The 17,264-nt window shown below is 72.5% G+C and carries 13 protein-coding genes and 1 pseudogene; 8 read left to right on the top strand and 6 right to left on the bottom strand.

Features of this window, described 5'->3' with window-relative positions; all coding sequences use genetic code 11:
• Window positions 1-60 precede the first annotated feature (60 nt).
• Both murJ and MHO01S_RS12080 read right to left on the bottom strand, forming a co-directional pair.
• On the bottom strand, window positions 61-1,671 hold the full coding sequence (murJ, locus tag MHO01S_RS12085) for a murein biosynthesis integral membrane protein MurJ (protein ID WP_060960820.1): 1,611 nt from the start codon (window positions 1,669-1,671) through the stop codon (window positions 61-63).
• The gene (locus MHO01S_RS12080) at window positions 1,664-3,871 is read right to left on the bottom strand and encodes a DUF6049 family protein (RefSeq protein ID WP_174524678.1); all 2,208 of its coding nucleotides are present in this window, start codon (window positions 3,869-3,871) and stop codon (window positions 1,664-1,666) included. The genes murJ and MHO01S_RS12080 overlap by 8 nt, the downstream gene beginning before the upstream one ends.
• Window positions 3,872-4,040: 169 nt before the next feature.
• Between MHO01S_RS12080 and MHO01S_RS12075 the strand changes: the two genes are divergently transcribed.
• From MHO01S_RS12075 to malQ, 4 genes are all read left to right on the top strand, one after another.
• Window positions 4,041-5,606 carry a DUF7059 domain-containing protein gene (locus MHO01S_RS12075; protein WP_061782370.1) on the top strand — a complete coding sequence of 522 codons (1,566 nt, stop codon included), beginning with the start codon at window positions 4,041-4,043 and terminating at the stop codon, window positions 5,604-5,606.
• Window positions 5,607-5,665: 59 nt separating this feature from the next.
• Window positions 5,666-7,105 carry a CCA tRNA nucleotidyltransferase gene (locus MHO01S_RS12070; RefSeq protein WP_060960818.1) on the top strand — a complete coding sequence of 480 codons (1,440 nt, stop codon included), beginning with the start codon at window positions 5,666-5,668 and terminating at the stop codon, window positions 7,103-7,105.
• A 150-nt stretch (window positions 7,106-7,255) separates the two neighbouring features.
• Window positions 7,256-8,587 carry a GAF domain-containing protein gene (locus MHO01S_RS12065; protein WP_060960847.1) on the top strand — a complete coding sequence of 444 codons (1,332 nt, stop codon included), beginning with the start codon at window positions 7,256-7,258 and terminating at the stop codon, window positions 8,585-8,587.
• A gap of 152 nt (window positions 8,588-8,739) precedes the next feature.
• The gene (gene malQ / locus MHO01S_RS12060; protein ID WP_060960817.1) at window positions 8,740-10,875 is read left to right on the top strand and encodes a 4-alpha-glucanotransferase; all 2,136 of its coding nucleotides are present in this window, start codon (window positions 8,740-8,742) and stop codon (window positions 10,873-10,875) included.
• On the opposite strand, the gene MHO01S_RS12055 is transcribed toward malQ, so the two are convergent.
• Entirely contained in the window at window positions 10,847-11,785 is a 939-nt protein-coding gene (locus tag MHO01S_RS12055) for a DMT family transporter (RefSeq protein WP_082808083.1), read from the bottom strand. The genes malQ and MHO01S_RS12055 overlap by 29 nt on opposite strands.
• A gap of 55 nt (window positions 11,786-11,840) precedes the next feature.
• On the opposite strand from MHO01S_RS12055, the gene MHO01S_RS12050 reads away from it, so the two are divergent.
• The 3 genes from MHO01S_RS12050 (at window position 11,841) to MHO01S_RS12040 (ending at window position 14,591) form a co-directional block, all read left to right on the top strand.
• On the top strand, window positions 11,841-12,332 hold the full coding sequence (locus MHO01S_RS12050; RefSeq protein WP_061782369.1) for a MarR family winged helix-turn-helix transcriptional regulator: 492 nt from the start codon (window positions 11,841-11,843) through the stop codon (window positions 12,330-12,332).
• Between the two features lie 244 nt (window positions 12,333-12,576).
• Entirely contained in the window at window positions 12,577-14,124 is a 1,548-nt protein-coding gene (gene exaC, locus MHO01S_RS12045) for an acetaldehyde dehydrogenase ExaC (RefSeq protein WP_060960815.1), read from the top strand.
• A gap of 83 nt (window positions 14,125-14,207) precedes the next feature.
• Window positions 14,208-14,591, top strand: coding sequence for a DUF779 domain-containing protein (locus tag MHO01S_RS12040; RefSeq protein ID WP_060960814.1), 384 nt, complete (start codon window positions 14,208-14,210; stop codon window positions 14,589-14,591).
• Window positions 14,592-14,617: 26 nt separating this feature from the next.
• Here MHO01S_RS12040 and MHO01S_RS12035 read toward each other — a convergent pair.
• Window positions 14,618-14,986: pseudogene (locus MHO01S_RS12035) on the bottom strand (VOC family protein).
• A 58-nt stretch (window positions 14,987-15,044) separates the two neighbouring features.
• On the opposite strand from MHO01S_RS12035, the gene MHO01S_RS12030 reads away from it, so the two are divergent.
• On the top strand, window positions 15,045-15,488 hold the full coding sequence (locus MHO01S_RS12030) for a MarR family winged helix-turn-helix transcriptional regulator (RefSeq protein ID WP_060960813.1): 444 nt from the start codon (window positions 15,045-15,047) through the stop codon (window positions 15,486-15,488).
• On the opposite strand, the gene MHO01S_RS12025 is transcribed toward MHO01S_RS12030, so the two are convergent.
• Entirely contained in the window at window positions 15,485-16,090 is a 606-nt protein-coding gene (locus MHO01S_RS12025; RefSeq protein ID WP_060960812.1) for a response regulator transcription factor, read from the bottom strand. The two genes, MHO01S_RS12030 and MHO01S_RS12025, sit on opposite strands and share 4 nt — an antisense overlap.
• Complete coding sequence (locus MHO01S_RS12020; protein ID WP_255266091.1) at window positions 16,087-17,250, bottom strand: sensor histidine kinase; 1,164 nt, start codon at window positions 17,248-17,250, stop codon at window positions 16,087-16,089. The genes MHO01S_RS12025 and MHO01S_RS12020 overlap by 4 nt, the downstream gene beginning before the upstream one ends.
• Between the last annotated feature and the right edge of the window lie 14 nt (window positions 17,251-17,264).

The following is a 17,264-nucleotide window of genomic DNA, read 5'->3' as shown; positions in this document are numbered from 1 at the left end:
GTGCAACCAATGCTAACCGCGGGGCATTCCGAGCAGACGGTGCACCGCGCGGTGCGCTCGTCAGCGCCCGATGAGGCGCCGCAGCATCCGCCCGCCGATGGCGAGCTCGGGAGCCCGCAGCAACGCGAGGGCGGCGACGTACACCAGCAGGGCGACGCCGCCCACGAGTGCTCCGGCCACCGCACCGAGGAGACGGTCCGACGCGGGCCATCCGTCCGCGCCGCCGAGGAGCAGGAAGAACAGCCATCCGGCGGCGAAGGCGGGGACGGCGGCGACCGTGAACCGCCCGAGCGACCGCCAGGTGGCGCGCAGCGGCGCCGTGTCGGTGTGGCGACGCAGCAGACGCAGGGCGACGGGCAGCTGGACGTAGGTGGAGAGCGACTGGGTGAGGGCGACGGCGGCGGCGAGGAACCCGAGCGGCAGCAGGCCCATGCCGACGGCGGCTACGGCGATGACGGCGCCGAGGGCGGCCAGCGACGCCTGGACGAGGGAGAAGACGAACGGCGTCCGCGTGTCCTGGAAGGCGAAGAACGCCCGGCGGATGATCACCAGCACGCCGAAGGGGACGAGGGCGATCAGGTACCCGCAGAGCACCCAGGCCATCGCGACCGCGCCGTCGGTGCTGGTGGTGAACACCCGCGAGACGGCGACGGATGCCGCGGCGATGGCCGCCGTGAAACCGAAACCGAACAGCGCGATCGCGCGGATCGACTCGTCGAGGTTCGGCGCGACCCGGTCGAGGCGGCCCGCGGTGATCTCCTCGGCGAGGCGTGTGAAGTACGTCGTCGAGATCGACATGGCGACGATCGAGTGGGGAAGCATGAAGATCAGCCACGCGTACACCATCACGGTGACGCTCGCCTCGCCGGAGGCCTGGGTGACGACCAGCGACTGCACGATACCGGCGAGCTGACCGACCACGACGGCGAGGAACGTCCACCAGGCCAGGGTGCCGACGTGACGCAGGCCGATGCCACGCCAGCCGAAGTCGGGACGGATGTGCAGGCGGGTGCGCTTCCAGAAGAAGAGCAGCACGACCGTCTGCATCGCGATGCCGAGGGTGGCGGTGCCGCCGAGGAGGGCGATCATCCCGGCATCCCAGTCGCCGATCGCGGTGAACGGGCCGCCGAAGACGACCAGGAACACCCCGAATCCCGCGATCGAGACGATGTTGTTGACCGTCGGTGCCCAGCTGTACGGGCCGAAGACCTTGCGCGCGTTGAGCACCTCGCCCAGCAGGGCGAACAGGCCGTAGAACAGCAGCTGGGGCAGCAGCCAGTAGGCGAAGGCGGTGGCCAGGGCCTTCTGCTCCGGCCCCCAGCTGGCCGCGTAGAGCCAGATCAGCACCGGCGCGAGCGCCATCATCAGCGCTGTCGCGGCGACGAGGACGACCGCGCCGAGCGTGAGGAGCTTCGACACGTACCGCGAACCGCCGTCGGTGTGCGCGGCCGCCTTGACGATCTGTGGCACGAGGATGCCGGTGATCACGCCGGCGGCGAGCAGCTCGTACACGTTGGTGGGCAGCATGGCCGCGACGCTGAAGGCGTCGGCGGCCTTGCTGCCGAACGAACCGATGACGGCGACGAGGACGACCGAGCGCACCAGGCCGGTGACCCGCGAGAAGAGCGTGCCGGCTCCGATGATGGCGCTCGCGCGACCGAGACTAGCCATCGACATCCTCTTTCTGCGGGGCTTCCTTCTGCGGCGCTTCGCCGTGCTCGTCCTCGGCGGGTGAGGCCGTGCCGCGCCGACGCAGCTTGCGTACGGTGCGGATCAGACCCAGCACGAGCATCGCTCCGATCAGCACCACCATGAGCACGATGCCCACCGACTCCCACTCGGCTCGCACGGTCACGGCGACGCGGACCTCCGATCCGATCGGCACGCCCGCGGTGCTGCGCAGCTGCAGGTCGAGGGTGGACTCGCCGCTGCCGACGCGTGCCTGCACGGGCACCTGCACTCGCGTGCTCTGCGCGGAGCCGGCCGAGACCTCCGCGGTCTTCTGGACGATCAGGCGCGGGTCGTTGGGGTTCACCGACAGGGTGAGGGTGACCGGCCAGGGCAGATCGTTGCGCACCGAGAAGGTGAGCGGCGCCGACGAGGCGAGCAGGGTGATGTCACTGGGCGGAACGATGGCGACGGCCCCCATCGTCTTCGCCGTCGCGTCGCGGTGATCGCTCACCGCCGTGGCGAACTGATCGGGCACCGCGAGCCAGACGTTGGCGAGCAGCTGCAGGATCTTGGCGCGTTCAGGGGCCGTCAGGAGAGCGGGGTCGCTGAGCACGGTCGCGAACGCGGAAAGGGCGGTCTCGTCGTCGAGCAGGCCGTGGAGGGCGTCGACGCGTGCGGAGTCGGGTGCGGTGCCACCGGTGACCGTGACGGCCGTCGCGGGCGCAGCGGCCACCGCCGACAGATCGATCGCGGTGCGACCGGCGAGCGAGGTCGCCGCGGTGATCGCCGCCCGCAGGCCGGTGGACGAGCGGCCGCTGGCCCGGTCGATCACGACCAGCAGCGGCGCCGAGGCGGACGCGCCCTGAACGGCGAGGCTCGCATAGGCGGATGCCGCGGCGAGCCCCGCGGCCTGGTGGACGCCGTCCGAGGCGAGTGACGCCGTCCGCAGCGCCGCCGAGACGTCCGCGTCGTAGGAGAGGATCGCGGCCCCCTCGGCATCCGCTCGCGCCCCCACCGCGCCCGTGAGGGTGTTCGATGACACGAGGGTGAGCGGCGTCTCGCTCTCGTCGGTGCCGCTGGAGGTGCCGGTGGAGGTGCCGGTCGCGAGGGCGGACACGAGGCCCGCTGTCGCCGACCCGGTCGCGGGCCAGAACACCCCGGTGCGCGTCGCGCCGATGTCGAGGAGCTCGGAGAGGCTCGGCAGCGTGCGACCGGCCGCCGGCGAGGGTGTCGACGATGCACTCGGCGATTCCGAGGATGCCGGGAGCGGCGTGCCGGTCGTCGCGAAGTTCCGTGCCGACATGTACGGGTCGAGACTCGAGACGGAGAGCGGCTCGCCCTGCCCCGCGGCGAACTGGGTGGCGAGATCGGCATCGCCGAACTGGAGCGCGAAACGCGAGTTCGGCAGCGCGAGCAGGTCGGACAGCCACTGCTGAGCCGATGCGGGCGCCGCCGTACCCAGCACACGGATCGCCGCGACGATCGCGGGATCCACGGCGAGGATCGCGGTGGTGCCGGTCACCGCGTCGAGCTGGATGCGGAGTCCGCCGTCGGCGGCGGTCAGCGTGGCGAGGTCGTCCGACGTGAGCAGCCCCGTGGTGGTGGGGGGCGCCGTCAGCGGCACGACGACGGCGACGCCTCCGCCGGAGGAGGCGTCATCCGGGACGACGATCGCCGTGTGTGCGACGAGATCGCCCTGGGCGGCGGGGAACGCCGCGCTCACGGGGTAGACGCCGGGGGCGAGGTCGCCGCCGGTGGCGGCCAGGTCGATCGCGGTCGTCGAGGTCGCCGTCCCGCGCGCGGCGACGGCTGTCACGGCCGCCGTCGCGACCTCGGTGTCGGCGCGCGCGTCGGAGTCCAGCCACGCCGTCACCTCGGCGGCGGTGGTCAAGGGCGACCGGGTGAGCGCCACGCTGACCGTGCCCCCGGCAGCAGGCGCATCGCCGGTGTTGGTCACCGAGAAGGTGACGGAGAACACCGACGCGCCGATGACCCCGTTGCCCGACGGCGACACCGCGACGGTGAGCCTCCCGCTCTCGGCGGGCGCCTCGGTCGCGGCGACCGCGGCGCCGGCGACGGGCGCGGCCACGACGAGGGCCATCGCGACGGCGACGGCGCTCCGCCAGCGCGCGCGGCGACGGCGCCTCGTCCCGACTCCGTCGGGAGTCCGGCGCGCGGGACGGGAAAGAGGAAAGGTCATGTCGGGAATCGGCTCCTGTGCGATCCCTGACCGCACGATCAGGTCAGATTCTAGGGTCCCCGCCCTGTGCGCGACCCGTGACGGGCCGCGGGCGCCGGTATCCGCGCGCGGCGGCATCCGTCGGTCCCGCACCGCCGGCACGGCCCCGCGTGCGTGAGGATGGGATGCTGTGGACCATCCCCTGAACCTTGATCCCGCCCTCGTCGCCGACCTTCGCCGCGATCTGGCGGCCGCCGGCTACACCGCAGACGCCGTGCGGACCGGGTGGGGCCCTCTCGCCGACGACGCCGTCGGGCACGGCCTGCACGGACCCGCGCTCGCCGCCCTGGGAACACGGGACGACGCATCGGCGACGTTGGCGCGGCTGCTGTTCCTCGGTGTCCGCACGCCGCGGGACGCCGTCGACCGCGCGCTGCCCCACCTCGGCGCCGGCGGACTCGCGACGCTCGGTCTGGCCCGCATCGACGATGCCGAGGTGACACCGCTCGCGCTCGTGCGACCGCAGGGCTTCGCCGACGCGGACGGCGCCGGGCACTGGTGGATCGCGAGCGATCTCGACGAGGCGGCGCTGGGCGGACCACTGCCGACCGGCCACGTGCTGGGTGTCGGCGGCGCCTCTCTCACCCTCGCCGGCCTGCAGCTCGCGACGCCCGTGCGACGGGTGCTCGACGTCGGCACGGGCTGCGGCATCCAGGCGCTGCGGGCGCACCGCGCCCTGGCGGCGTCCGCGGATGCCGATGCCGACGCCGATGCGATCATCGTCGCGACGGACGTGTCGCCGCGCGCACTGGCGTTCACGACGCTCAACGCGCTCCTGAACGGCGTCGGGGGGATCGAGACCCGACACGGCAGCCTCTTCGACCCCGTCGCGGGCGAACGGTTCGACCGCGTCGTGTCGAACCCGCCGTTCGTCATCACCCCGCGCGTCGCCGGCGTTCCCGAGTACGAGTACCGCGATGCGGGGTTCGCGGGGGACGACCTCGTCGCGGCGTTCGTCCGAGGGGTGGGCGAGGTGCTCGCTCCGCAGGGGACGGCGCAGCTGCTGGGCAACTGGGAGTATCGCGACGGCGGCGACGGCCTCGAGCGCGTCCGCGCCTGGGTGGCCGCCTCGCCCGTGCCCCTCGAGGCCTGGGTGATCGAGCGGGAGCGACTCGACCCCCTCGCGTACGCGGAACTGTGGGTCCGCGACGGCGGCACCGCCCCCGGCACCCCCGGCTACGCGGCCCTCGTCGATGCGTGGCTGGACGACTTCGCGGCACGCGGCGTGGACGCGATCGGGTTCGGCTACATCCTGCTGCGACGACCGGCATCCGGGGTCGCCGCGCTGGCGCGCTACGAACGCATCACCCACGCCCTGCCGGAGACCTCGGGAGGACTCGGCCGGCACCTGTCCGCCGCGCTGCAGGCCTTCGACGCACTGGAACTGCTCGACGACGACGCCCTGGCCCGCGCGCACACCGTGGTGGCCGGCGACGTCACCGAGGCCCGTCATCATCTGCCGGGCGCCGAGGCCCCGAGCGTGATCGAGCTGCGCCAGGGCGGCGGGCTCGCCCGCACCGTCGAGGTCGACCCGGCCCTGGCCGCCCTCGTCGGCGCCTCCGACGGCGAGCTCACCGTCGGACAGCTCTCCGAAGCGATCGCCGAGCTGCTCGAGGTGGATGCCGGCGCCCTCCGCGCCGACCTGCTGCCGCGCGTGCGCGAGCTCGTCTTCACCGGGATGCTGCGGCTGGCGTGAGGGGTCGCACGACGGTCGCGGGCGGGGGCTACGGAAGGCGCGCCGGTAGTCTGGAGACCATGCTCAACATGGCCGAAGGCCTCGACCGGCTGGGGTCGCTCGCGACTTCTCCGATCATGGCCTCCCTCGGCGCGGCGTTCGCCCAGGCGGGGTTCGAACTGGCGATCGTCGGCGGTCCGGTGCGCGACGCGCTGCTCGGCCGCCCCACCCACGACCTCGATCTCACGACGAACGCGCGCCCCGACGACATCCTCCGCATCGTGAAGCCGCTGGCGACCGCGACGTGGGACATCGGGCGCGCGTTCGGCACCATCGGTGCGAAGATCACCGGCCCGAGCGGGACGTCCGAGCAGGTCGAGATCACGACGTACCGCGCCGACAGCTACGACGGGGTCACGCGCAAGCCCACGGTCGCCTTCGGAGACCGCCTGGAGGACGACCTCGCCCGCCGCGACTTCACCGTGGGCGCCATGGCGCTGCGCCTGCCCGTGCCGGCGCTCGTCGACCCGACCGGGGGTGTCGAGGACCTGCTCGCGGGCGTGCTGCGCACGCCGGGCGACCCCGACGTCAGCTTCGGCGACGACCCGCTGCGCATGCTGCGGGCCGCGCGCTTCGCCAGCCAGCTCGAGTTCGACGTCGCCCCGGCGACGCTGGACGCGATGGAGCGCCTGCGGGCGACGATCGAGATCGTCAGCCCCGAGCGGGTGCAGGCCGAGCTGGTCAAGCTGCTCGCGACGGACGACCCGGTGCGCGGCATCCGGATCCTCGTCGAGACCGGGCTCATGGGCGAGATCCTGCCCGAGGTGCCGGCGCTGCGGCTCGAGGTCGACGAGCACCACCACCACAAGGACGTCTACGAGCACTCGCTCACGGTGCTGCGCCAGGCCATCGAGCTGGAGCACGCCCGGCATCCGGGGGCGACGCCCGACACGACGCTGCGCCTGGCCGCACTGCTGCACGACATCGGCAAGCCCGCGACGCGCAAGCTCGAGCCGGGCGGCGGCGTGAGCTTCCACCACCACGACGTCAAGGGTGCGCGTCTGGCCCGCAAGCGCCTGCAGGCGCTGCGCTTCGACGGCGACACCATCGCCGCGGTCACGCAGCTCATCGAGCAGCACCTGCGCTTCTTCGGCTACGCCGAGGGCGCGTGGACCGACTCCGCGGTGCGGCGCTACGTGCGGGATGCCGGTGATCAGCTCGAGCGGCTCCACATCCTCACCCGTGCCGACGTCACCACCCGCAACGCGAAGAAGGCGACGCGCCTGCGACGCGCGTACGACGACATCGAGTGGCGCATCGACGAGCTCGCCTCGCAGGAGGAGCTCGCCGCCATCCGCCCCGAGCTCGACGGCAACCGGATCCAGGAGATCCTCGGCATCCCACCCGGACGCGAGGTCGGGGAGGCGTACCGCTTCCTGCTGGAGGTGCGCCTGGACGAGGGTCCGATCGGCGCGGATGCCGCCGAGCAGCGCCTGCGCGCCTGGTGGTCCGCCCGCTGACCCGCCCCGCGCCCGCGCCGCGGTCGCCGAGCCGCCACTCCTCGGCCGAGCCGCTATCCGGCGGACCGGCCGAATCTTGGCGGCTCGGCCGAATCTTGGCGGTTCGCGACTTAGACTGACGACACCTCCTCATTGGTGAACGGAGTCGCCGTGCCCTCGCCGTGGTCATCGCGCCGCGAGGTCTCGCCCGAGACGTCGCGTCTGCTCATCGAGCGCGCGCACGAGGAGCTCGTGGGCGGCAACGTCGGCGATCCGCGGCTGGGTCAGATCCGCCCGCTCGTGCAGGATTCCTGGCGCCGGTCGCTGGCGCACCTGGTGGGGGCCGAAGGGCTGCCCCCGCTCGATCTGGGTGACGACGAGCTCGAGGCCTACCGGCGGGCGCACCCGCTCGCCGCCGCCATGGACATGATCCGCTCCCTGCTGCTGCCCGGCGGCGAGGACAGCGACTCGGGCGTCGTCGTCGCCGTGGGCGACGCGGTGGGACGACTCCTGTGGGTCGAGGGAGACCGGCGTGTGCGGTCGCTCACCGGCGACATGGGTTTCGTGGCCGGCGCGAACTGGTCGGAGGAGGCGGTCGGCACCTCCGCACCCGGCACGGCGCTCGCGCTCGGGCGATCGGTGCAGATCCACGGAGCCGAGCACTACAACCGGCTCGTCCAGCCGTGGTCCTGCACGGCCGCGCCCGTCTACGACCCCGAGACGCGCCGCGTGCTCGGGGTGATCGACGTCACCGGCGACAGCGATGCCGCCACGCCGCAGGCGCAGCTCCTCGTCGACGCGACCGCCCGCGCGGTGGAAGCCGAACTCCTCGTCGGGCGGCTGAGAGCGCGGGCTCAGGCGCCCGCACCGAGCCGCATCCGCCGCGCGGCACCGGCTCCGCGGGCGGCGACGACGATGCTCCGCGTCCTCGGGCGGGACAAGGCGCTCCTCGATGTCGCCGGCCCCGACAGTGCGACGGTGACCGAGCTGTCGGCACGGCATGCCGAGATCCTCCTCATGCTCGCGGTGCACCGCGAGGGGTTGTCGGCCGAGCGCCTCGGGCAGCTCGTCTACGGCGAGGATGCCGCGGAGGGGACGCTGAGGCCCGAACTCGTCCGGCTGCGCAAGGTGCTGGAGCGGGTTGCGCCGCAGCTGGTCCCGGCATCCCGGCCCTACCGCCTCACCGCGGAGTTGCACACCGATGCGCATCAGGTCGTCGCGCTGCTCGGCCGGGGCGCCCACCGGGTGGCGCTCGCCGCCTACCGCGGGCGGGTGCTTCCCGACTCGGTCGCGCCCGGGGTCGAGGAGTTCCGCGACTCGGTGCGCCTGGCGCTGCGCGACGCCCTGATGACGGAGGCGTCTGTGGATGTGCTGCTCGCGTACGCCGACACCGACGACGGCGCCGAGGACGTGGAGGTCCTGCGTCTGGCCCTCGAGATGCTGCCGGCCCGCTCTCCCCGCCGCGCCGGGCTCGTCGCGCGGATCGAGAAGCTCGAGGCGTGAGCCCCGCCCCGCCGTGCACAACTCCGCCGGAGCTGCTGTTTCCGCGGTCCTCACACCCACAACGGCCCACGGAGGCGGAGCTGTGCATGCTCCCCCGGCGAGGATGCCAGGATGGGCGCAGACGCCGTCACCGGCGCCGAGGGAGGATCGACATGACCGACGACGCGCCCACCCCCGACCTCGTGCGGCTCGCCGCCGTGCACGGCATCGCGACCGAGTACTGGTCGTTCTTCGGCGACCGGGTGCAGGTCCCGGCATCCACCCTCCGCGCGGTGCTCGCGGCCATGCGCGTCGACGCTTCGTCGGATGCCGCGGTCACGGCATCCCTCATCGCCGAGGAGGAGCGGGTGTGGCGCGAGCTGCTGCCCGCCTCGTTCGTGACGCGCGCCGGGGTCGGCGTGCTGTGGCTGCACGTCTTCGACGGGCACGACGTGACCGTGACGGTGGCTCTCGAGGACGGGGCGGTGCGCGTGCTCACGATCCCCGAGCAGCGGCCGGCCGCGCGTCTGGTGGACGGCATCCTGCGGTGGCGGGTCGAGATTCCGGTGCCCGACGACCTGCCGCTGGGGTGGCACACCGTGCGCGCGGAGCAGCGCCCGTTCGGCGGCGCCGGCGCCGACCGCACGGCATCCGCCCCGTTCGTGATCACACCCGATCGCCTCGGCGACCCGCCCGCCCGTCCCGGGCGTACGCGCGGCTGGGGCCTCATGGCGCAGCTGTACTCCGTCCGCTCACGGGCATCGTGGGGCCTCGGCGACTTCGCCGACCTCGCCGATCTCGCGGCGATCGCGGGCGAGCGCGGCGCCGACTTCCTGCTGATCAACCCCGTGCACGCGGCCGAGGTGACCAGTCCGATCGAACCGTCGCCGTACCGCCCCGCGACCCGCCGCTTCCTGGCCCCGCTGTACGTGCGCCCCGAGGACATCCGGGAGGTCGCCTACCTGACGCCCACCGAGCGCGCCGTCGTCGAGGCCGCCCGCGGTCCCGTCGCGGCGATGGACGACGACCCAGACCGCATCGATCGCGACGCGGTCTGGGCCGCCAAACGACTCGGCCTCGACGCGATCTTCGCGGTGCCGCTGACGCCGTCGCGCCGCGCCGAGCTCGATGCGTTCGCCGCGCGCGAGGGGCAGCCGCTGCAGGACTTCGCCCTGTGGTGCGCGCTCGAGGAGCACTACCTCGGTCGCGAGCGGCCCGTCGAGGTCGACGACATCCGCTCCCCGCTGGTCGCCGAGCTGCGCACGCGCCTGGCCGACCGCGTCGCGTTCCACGTGTGGCTGCAGTGGATCGCCGATCAGCAGGTGGCCCATGCGCAGGCCGCGGCGACGGCGGCGGGCATGGCGATCGGTGTCATGCATGACCTCGCGGTCGGCGTGCACCCCCAGGGGTCGGATGCGTGGTCGCTGCGGGAGATGTACGCCACCGGCATGGCGGTCGGCGCGCCGCCGGACATGTACAACCAGCAGGGCCAGACCTGGAACCAGCCGCCGTGGCTGCCGCGCGCGCTCGCCGAGGCCGGGTACGCCCCGCTGCGCGACATGATCCGCACGCTGCTGCGCCACGCCGGCGCCCTGCGCATCGACCACGTGATCGGGCTGTTCCGCCTGTGGTGGATCCCCGAAGGGCTGAGTCCCGCCGCCGGCACGTACGTCCGCTACGACCACGAGGCGATGATCGGCGTGCTGCTGCTCGAGGCCCACCGCGCCGGAGCGGTGCTCATCGGCGAGGATCTCGGCAACGTCGAGCCGTGGGTGCGCGAGTACCTGGCGGCGCGCGGCGTGCTGGGCACCTCGGTGCTGTGGTTCGAGCGCGAGGGCGACGGCTTCCGTCCGCCGGAGCAGTACCGCCGCTCGCTGCTGGCCACCGTGAACACGCACGACCTGCCCCCGACCGCGGGGTATCTGGCCGACGAGCACGTCGCCCTCCGCGCGCGGCTCGGTCTGCTGACGCGTCCGGTCGAGGAGGAGCTGGCCGACGCGGATGCCGAGCGGGCGACCATGCTGGCGCTGCTGCGCGACCGCGGGCTGCTGGGCGCCGACCCGTCGGAGGCGGAGGTGATCGAGGCCCTGAACGCGCTGATCACGGCATCCCCATCGCAGCTGCTCGGGGTGGCGCTGGTGGATGCCGTCGGCGAGCGCCGGGCGCAGAACCAGCCCGGGACCGACCGCGAGTATCCCAACTGGCAGATCCCGCTCGCGGGACCGGACGGTCGCGCCGTGCTGCTGGACGACCTGCGCGAGCACGGCCGTTTCGTCGCTCTCACCCGGGCGGTGGATTCCCGGCTCTGAGCTCCGCGGCGGCGGGTGAGGCGGGGCCGGGTGAGGCGGGTCCGGTGGGTTCCGCGGGCTCGATCGCCGCCGTGCGTGGTCGCGTCAGCGTGCCGGCGAGCACGCCCACCACGACGAGCGCGAGGCCGACCATCTGCGCGGGTCCGAACGGTTCGTGCGCGAGCCACACGCCGAGCAGCACGCCGGTGACGGGGTTGAGCAGTCCGATCACCCCGACGACCGCACCGGGAAGGCGGGCGAGGCCCGTGAACCACGCCGCGTAGGCGATCGCCGTGGCCACGAGGATGACGTACGCGAACCCGAGCAGCGCCGGTCCGTCCAGGGCGGGCGGTGCGCCCTCGACCGCGATCGCGAGAGGCGCGACGACGAGGGAGCCGGCGATGAGCTGCCACGCCGTCATCGTCAGCGGCGGGATGTCGGCACCCCAGCGGCGCGTGAGGACGAATCCCAGCGACGAGGAGAGCATGGCCAGCACGGATGCCGCGATGCCCCAGCCGTCGGCCTCGCCGCCGCCCGGCTGCAGCATGACGACGACGCCGAGGATGCCGAGCACCGCTCCGGCGGCGGCGCGCAGGGCGGGGCGCTGGCCGAGGACGATCCAGCTCAGCACGATCAGCGCGGCGGCCGACGTCGACATGATCGTGGCCGCGAGGCTCGTCGCCAGGCGCTGCGCGGCGACGTAGACGAGGACGTTCAGCCCGCCGACCGTGAGCGCGCCGAGCACGACCGACCGCCACCACCACGCCCCGCGCGGCAGTCGCCGGGTGACCAGGAGCACCAGCACCCCGGCCGGCAGGCACCGGATCACGGCGCCCCACAGCGCCGCGTCGGGCGGCAGCAGATGACGCGTCACGAAGTAGGTGCTCCCCCAGGCGACGGGGGCGATCGCCGTCACGAGAACCCATCGCATCCTTTTATCTTCCACGGAAGAGAATATAGCTTCCGCGGAAGGTAAAGTCGACGGCGTGCAGGATCACGTCGACCTCGTCCAGGAGCAGTGGCGCCGCGAACGCCCCGATCTCGATCCGTCGCCGCAGGGTGTGATCGGCCGCCTCCATCGTCTGGCCGCGGCGCTGACGGCGGAGCTGACCGCCGTCTACGCGCAGTTCGGACTGAGCGAGGCGGAGTTCGACCTCCTGGCATCCCTTCGCCGCGCCGGTGCGCCGTACGAGCTGCCGGCGGGCGAACTGGCCGACCACACGATGGTCACCACCGGCGGGCTCACCAAGCGCGTCGACCGCCTGATCGACCGCGGCCTCGTCGTCCGCACGGATGCCGACGACGACCGCCGTCGGCGCCTCGTGCGCCTCACCCCCGAGGGCGTCGATCTCATCGACCGCGCGTTCACGGCGCACCTCGCCAACGAGCACCGCCTGGTCGCGCTCCTGCCCGCGGGCGACGCCGACGCCCTGCGCGACGCCTCCCGCCGCTGGCTCGCCGCCCTCGCCCACGACTGACCCCCGGCATCCGCCCCGCCCGCCGCCGCCCGCCCGCCCCGCCGCCGCGAGAAACCACTCGCACAGCGAGAAGCACCCCGCGCAGCGGTTTCTCGATGCGCAAGGTGTGTCTCGCGACGGATGCCGCGGCGCAGCTCGCGACGGAGGCCGCGGCGCAACGCGATGCAACGTTGCGGTGCGTAGCGTCAGCGCATCCGAACGCGGCGAGGGATGCCGCGGACCATGCACTGTCGAAGGAGACATCATGACCATCGTCGAAGAGGGCGTCTCGAGCGTCTACGCCGCTCCGGGCCAGCGCGGCGCGATCGCCGAGTACCGTCCGCGGTACGGGCACTACATCGGCGGCGAGTTCGTCGAGCCCATCAAGGGCCAGTACTTCGAGAACATCACGCCGGTTACCGGCAAGCCGTTCACCGAGGTCGGGCGCGGCACCGCGGAGGACATCGACCGCGCCGTCGACGTTGCGTGGAAGGCGTTCGAGTCGTGGAAGAAGACGACGCCCGCCGACCGCGCGAACATCCTCAACAAGATCGCCGACCGCATCGAGGCGAACCTCGAGAAGATCGCCGTCGCCGAGACGTGGGAGAACGGCAAGCCGGTGCGCGAGACGCTGGCCGCCGACATCCCGCTGGCGATAGACCACTTCCGCTACTTCGCCGGCGTCCTGCGCGCCCAGGAGGGCACGCTCAGCCAGATCGACGAGGACACCGTCGCGTACCACTTCCACGAGCCGCTGGGTGTGGTGGGCCAGATCATCCCGTGGAACTTCCCGCTGCTGATGGCCACGTGGAAGCTCGCCCCCGCGCTCGCCGCCGGCAACTGCGTCGTCCTCAAGCCGGCCGAGCAGACCCCGGCATCCATCCTGTTCCTGTTCGACATCATCGGCGACCTGCTGCCGGCGGGCGTCGTGAACATCGTCAACGGTTTCGGCATCGAGGCCGGCGCACCGCTCGCGCAGCACAAGCGCATCCGCAAGGTCGCGTTCACGGGCGAGACCACCACGGGCCGTCTCATCATGCAGTACGCGTCGCAGAACCTCATCCCGGTCACCCTGGAGCTCGGCGGCAAGAGCGCGAACATCTTCTTCGAAGACGTCGCGCGGCAGAAGGACGCCTACTACGACAAGGCGCTGGAGGGCTTCACGTTCTTCGCGCTCAACCAGGGCGAGGTGTGCACGTGCCCGTCGCGCGCGCTCATCCAGCGCTCGATCTACGACCAGTTCCTCGGCGACGGCCTGGAGCGCGTCGGCAAGATCATCCAGGGAAACCCGCTGGATCCGGCCACCATGATCGGCGCGCAGGCCTCCAACGACCAGCTCGAGAAGATCCTCAGCTACATCGAGATCGGCAAGGCGGAGGGCGCGAAGCTCCTCGCCGGCGGCGAGCGGGTGGACCTCGGCGGCGAGCTCAGCGGAGGCTACTACGTGGCGCCGACGGTGTTCGAGGGCCAGAACAGCATGCGCATCTTCCAGGAGGAGATCTTCGGCCCCGTCGTCTCGGTGACCAGCTTCGACGGGTTCGACGACGCCATCCACACCGCCAACGACACCCTCTACGGCCTCGGCGCGGGGGTGTGGAGCCGCTCGGCCGACACGATGTACCGCGCGGGGCGCAGCATCGAGGCGGGTCGCGTCTGGACGAACACCTACCACCAGTACCCGGCGCACGCCGCGTTCGGCGGGTACAAGCAGTCGGGCATCGGTCGCGAGAACCACCTCAAGATGCTCGATCACTACCAGCAGACCAAGAACCTGCTGGTGTCGTACGCCGAAGGAGCGATGGGCTTCTTCTGAGCCGCGTCGCCGAAGACGATCCGGCGCACGGGACGCACGCGCGTCTCGGGCGCCGGATCATCTCCGGAGGGAAAGGTCGAGCGATGACCACCACTGTCAGTCGCGTCGCGGTCACGGATGCTGCGGCGGCACTGCTGCGCCGGCTGACGGCGCAGCACGGGAAGCTCATGTTCCACCAGTCCGGCGGATGCTGCGACGGCAGCGCACCGATGTGCTACCCCGTCGGCATGTTCCTGACGGGGCCGTCGGACATCAGGCTCGGCGACCTCGACGTGGGACTGGACGATCCGATCGAGGTGTTCATGTCCGAGGCGCAGTTCGCGTACTGGAAGTACACGCACCTCACGATCGACGTCGTCCCGGGCCGCGGGGCCGGCTTCAGCGTCGAGGGTCCGACGGGGATGCGCTTCCTCATCCGCTCGCGGATGCTGGACGACGCCGAGCTCGACCACTTCGGACTGCGCTGACGGCGGCATCCCCGCGGCCTCGCCGGTCAGGCGCGGTCGTGCAGCGTGATGCGGTAACCGTCCGGGTCGACGAACGTGAAGGTGCGGCCGAACGGGCCGTCGATCGGCGCCGCGACGATCTCGTGGCCGGCGGCGACCAGGGCGTCGTGGATCTGCTGCACCTCGGTCGCGTGCAGCTAGAGGGCGATGCCCGCCCCCGGCGGGGTGGCGGCATCCCGGACGGCGTCATCGACGATGTCGCGCACGGCGAACGCGATCGGCGTCGTCGTGAACACGACGGCGTGGGGCGGTCCGGCCGGTGAGCGCACGAGGCCGAGGAAGCTCTCGTAGAACGCCTGGGATGCGGCGAGGTCGCGAACCTGCAGGGAAATGAAGTCGGGGCCGGTGGCGGGCATGGGATCGTCCTCTCGTGTGTCAGTTATCTGACATGCAACTGTATGTCAGGATACTGACATGAGTCAACGCCTTCCCGCCATCGATCTGCCGACCTCCGTCGGCTATCGCCTCAAAGAGGCAGCCAGCGCCCTCCGGGCCGCGATGGAGGACGTACTGCGACCGCTCGGGATGAACGTCACCCACTACGCGTGCCTCGAGCTGCTGGCACAGCGCCCCGGCCTGTCGAACTCTGATCTGGCCCGCGGCACCTTCGTCACCCGCCAGACCATGAACGTGCTGCTGCAGAAGCTCGAGCGCGACGGTGAGATCTCGCGGCCCGACACCCCCGTCAGCGGCAAGGTGCTCCCCGCCACGATCACCGATCGCGGCCGCACCGCGCTGGCCGCCGCCAGCACCGCCGTGCGCTCGGTGGAGGATCGCATGCTGGACGGTCTCGACGCGGACGACCGCGATGAGGCGCTGCGCCTGCTCGCCGCGATGATCCGTTCGCTGCGCGGCTAGAGCCAGCCGTTCTCGTCGGCGATCCGCACGGCATCGGCGCGATTGCGGGCCCCCGTCTTGCCGATCGCGCTGGAGAGGTGATTGCGGACGGTGCCCTCGCTCAAGTGCAGCATCTGCGCGATGTCGGCGATCGAGCCGCCGGTACGCGCGACGGAGAGCACGTCGGTCTCTCGGCCCGTGAGCGGCGACTCCCCCTGCGCGAGCGAGTCGGCGGCGAGGGCCGGGTCGACCACCCGCAGCCCCTGCGACACGCGGCGCACGGCGTCGGCGAGCTGTGCGGCCGGTGTGTCCTTGACCACGAAGCCGGCCGCTCCCGCCCGCATCGCGCGCGTCAGGTACCCCGGTCGCCCGAAGGTGGTCACGATGAGCGCCCGGCACGCGGGTCGTGCGCTGCGCAGCGCGGATGCCGCCGCGATCCCGTCCATCCCGGGCATCTCGATGTCCAGCAGCGCGACGTCGGCGGCCGAGCGCACCGCGGCATCCACCACCTCGTCGCCGCGACCCACCTCGGCGACCACCTCGATGTCGGGCTCGAGTCCGAGCAGGGCGGAGAGCGCGCCGCGCACGAGCGCCTGGTCATCGGCGATGAGCAGCCGGATCACAGCGTCACCCGCAGGAGGAACCCGCCGAGGTCGCTGCGTCCGAGCGTGAGGCGTCCGCCGGCGGCCTCCACCCGTTCGCGCAGGCCGATCAGCCCGGTGCCGGCGGCGGTCGCTGCGGATGCCGGGCCCACCCCGTCGTCCTCGATGCTGACGCTGCGCGCGCTCAGGCGCACGCGGCACCGCGACGCCTGCGCATGGCGGATCACGTTGGTCACACCTTCGCGCACGATCCAGCCGGCCAGTTCGCGGCGCTCGGCGGGGACGTTCTCGGTGGCGGTGGGCAGCTCGGCCGCGATGCCCGCGGCATCCAGCGCCGCCCGCGCAGCGGCGAGCTCGCCCGCGACGCTGACCCCGCGGTAGCCGGCGACGGTGGTGCGCACATCGGCGAGAGCCCCGCGGGCGAGGGCCTCGACTTCGCCGATCTCCCCCCGTGCCCGTGCCGGATCGACGTCGATCAGGCGTCCGGCGAGCTCGGATTTCACCGTGATGACCGTGAGCGAGTGGCCGAGGATGTCGTGCAGGTCGCGCGCGACGCGGCTGCGTTCGCGTTCCAAGGCCATCTCCGCCATCTGGTCGCGGGTCGCGCGGAGGGCGTTCATGGCCGCGATGTTGCGTCCGAACGCGGCCATCATCGCGGAGACCGAGACGATGATCGCGGGCAGGAACAGCACGCCCTCGGTCCAGCCGTCGGAGATCACCCCGACGATCAGGGATGCCGCTCCGAGCGCGAGCAGCAGCAGCCAGGTCGTGCGCAGCCGGACCACGGCCATGCCGATCGCGACGCCCACGTAGCTCCAGACGCCGCGGACGTCCCAGCCGATCCAGGGGAACAGGCTGAAGGAGAGCACGAACAGCCAGGCCGCCGGAAGCAGCCGAAGGCGCAGGGGCAGAAGGCGCGAGACGGGGACGGCGATCAGGAAGGATGCCGCGAAGCACACCAGCAGGGCGATCACGACGGCGCTCGACACCGCCGTGTCGGCCGCCGCGACGGCCTCGGTGGCCACGATGAACAACCAGATGAGCGAGATCGACGCGCCGACGTACCAGCCGCGGGCGGCGCGGGCGGTCAGGACCTCACGGGGCGTCGGTGCGGCCGACGAGGCGGAGACCGGGGGAACGTCCCACCCGGTCCCGTCGAGATCGTCTCGCGTCGCGCTCACGGACTTCACTGTAG

The sequence above is a fragment of the Microbacterium hominis NBRC 15708 genome (genome assembly GCF_001592125.1).
GTDB lineage: Bacteria > Actinomycetota > Actinomycetes > Actinomycetales > Microbacteriaceae > Microbacterium > Microbacterium hominis.
This window is presented reverse-complemented; position numbering and strand designations above follow the sequence as displayed.

Excerpts from the sequence above, each read along its gene's own strand:
- murJ (WP_060960820.1), bottom strand. The coding sequence starts at position 1,671 with ATGGCTAGTCTCGGTCGCGCGAGCGCCATCATCGGAGCCGGCACGCTC.
- MHO01S_RS12040 (WP_060960814.1), top strand. The coding sequence starts at position 14,208 with ATGACCACCACTGTCAGTCGCGTCGCGGTCACGGATGCTGCGGCGGCA.
- malQ (WP_060960817.1), top strand. The coding sequence starts at position 8,740 with ATGACCGACGACGCGCCCACCCCCGACCTCGTGCGGCTCGCCGCCGTG.
- MHO01S_RS12030 (WP_060960813.1), top strand. The coding sequence starts at position 15,045 with ATGAGTCAACGCCTTCCCGCCATCGATCTGCCGACCTCCGTCGGCTAT.
- MHO01S_RS12070 (WP_060960818.1), top strand. The coding sequence starts at position 5,666 with ATGCTCAACATGGCCGAAGGCCTCGACCGGCTGGGGTCGCTCGCGACT.
- MHO01S_RS12080 (WP_174524678.1), bottom strand. The coding sequence starts at position 3,871 with ATGACCTTTCCTCTTTCCCGTCCCGCGCGCCGGACTCCCGACGGAGTC.
- MHO01S_RS12055 (WP_082808083.1), bottom strand. The coding sequence starts at position 11,785 with ATGCGATGGGTTCTCGTGACGGCGATCGCCCCCGTCGCCTGGGGGAGC.
- exaC (WP_060960815.1), top strand. The coding sequence starts at position 12,577 with ATGACCATCGTCGAAGAGGGCGTCTCGAGCGTCTACGCCGCTCCGGGC.